The organism is Streptomyces sp. NPDC001832 (genome assembly GCF_040297265.1).
GTDB lineage: Bacteria > Actinomycetota > Actinomycetes > Streptomycetales > Streptomycetaceae > Streptomyces.
The window spans coordinates 1-1,202 of record NZ_JBEOYU010000097.1 but is presented as its reverse complement, the minus strand read 5'-3'; the positions used below and the strand labels follow the sequence as shown (position 1 = coordinate 1,202).

2 protein-coding genes are annotated in these 1,202 nt (G+C 40.1%); both read left to right on the top strand.

Annotated elements, in window-relative coordinates:
- On the top strand, window positions 1–238 hold a 238-nt coding region (locus ABT115_RS30810; RefSeq protein WP_351796785.1), incomplete at its 5' end, for a prepilin-type N-terminal cleavage/methylation domain-containing protein.
- A 48-nt stretch (window positions 239–286) separates the two neighbouring features.
- On the top strand, window positions 287–1,202 hold a 916-nt coding region (locus ABT115_RS30805), incomplete at its 3' end, for an IS30 family transposase (RefSeq protein ID WP_351796782.1).

Below are 1,202 nucleotides of genomic sequence, written 5' to 3'. Positions count from 1 at the left end.
AATGGAAAGAACAAAGAAGTTTATTTTAAAAAAAATACAAAAAATATTTTTATTCGTTAAAATTTGTGAAAAAAAATGCCGTCAGAAAGAGCTAAAAGCTTTTAGTTTGATAGAGATGTTAATTGTACTAGCTATTATTAGTATTTTGATATTACTATTTGTTCCAAATTTAATTAAAGAAAAATCCGCAAATTGTAAAATGAAGTTAGCCACCTTGAGTCAAGCAAAAAACATCTGAATCTCTTATACTAGAAGTTCGACCAAATAGTATAAAAAGGAAATTCAGATGCAAGACTATTCTATCACAAGCCAGAGCAAAGGGAAACACCTGACCAATCAAGACCGTTTAAACATTGAACGTTGGCACAATAAAGAAGGACTGAGCAACCGTGAGATTGCGCGCTTATTGAATAAAGCTCATGGGACGATTGACAGAGAGATGAAGCGAGGGGAAATCCAGCTCAAGCGGAAGGTAAAATACTCTGCTAAAAAGGCTCAAGAAAATTATGAAGGATTGAGGGCTCACAGTGTTCGTCCGAGTAAACTCACGACTGAGATTGATTGTTATGTGAGTACACGTCTTAAAGAAGACAAGGACTCTTTGGAAGTCATTCATCAGGCTCTAAAAGGAGTTTCTCTGAGCAGCCTCTACAATTGGGTCAACTGGGGCTGGTTAGAAGCCAAGCGTCATCATCTTTTCTATCCGCAGTATAAGGCGGCAAAGAAAATCAAACCTCGTGCGCCAAAGCATCCTTTTGGTAAGTCTATTGAAGAACGGCCTGAGTTCATTAACAATCGCTTAGAAGTGGGGCATTACGAGATTGACACGGTCATTCTTACGAGAGCTAAGAACAAGGTGCTTTTGACGCTCACAGAGCGAAAATACCGCACGGAGATCATTCGCTTGATTGATGGGAAAACAGCACAGGCGGTCAATGATGAGCTGGTGGAACTTCAAAAAAGTTATGACTTCAAATCCATTACCCCTGACAATGGCCATGAATTTGCAAGGCTCTCTGAGGTCGTAAGCTGTCCAGTTTACTATGCACACGCCTACGCGAGCTTTGAGCGAGGGACGAATGAAAACCATAACCGAATGATTCGTAGGCATCTGCCAAAAGGCACAACAAAGACGACCCCTGAAGAAGTCGCCGCTATCGAGTATTGGATGAACCATTATCCAAGAAAAATGTTCAACTATA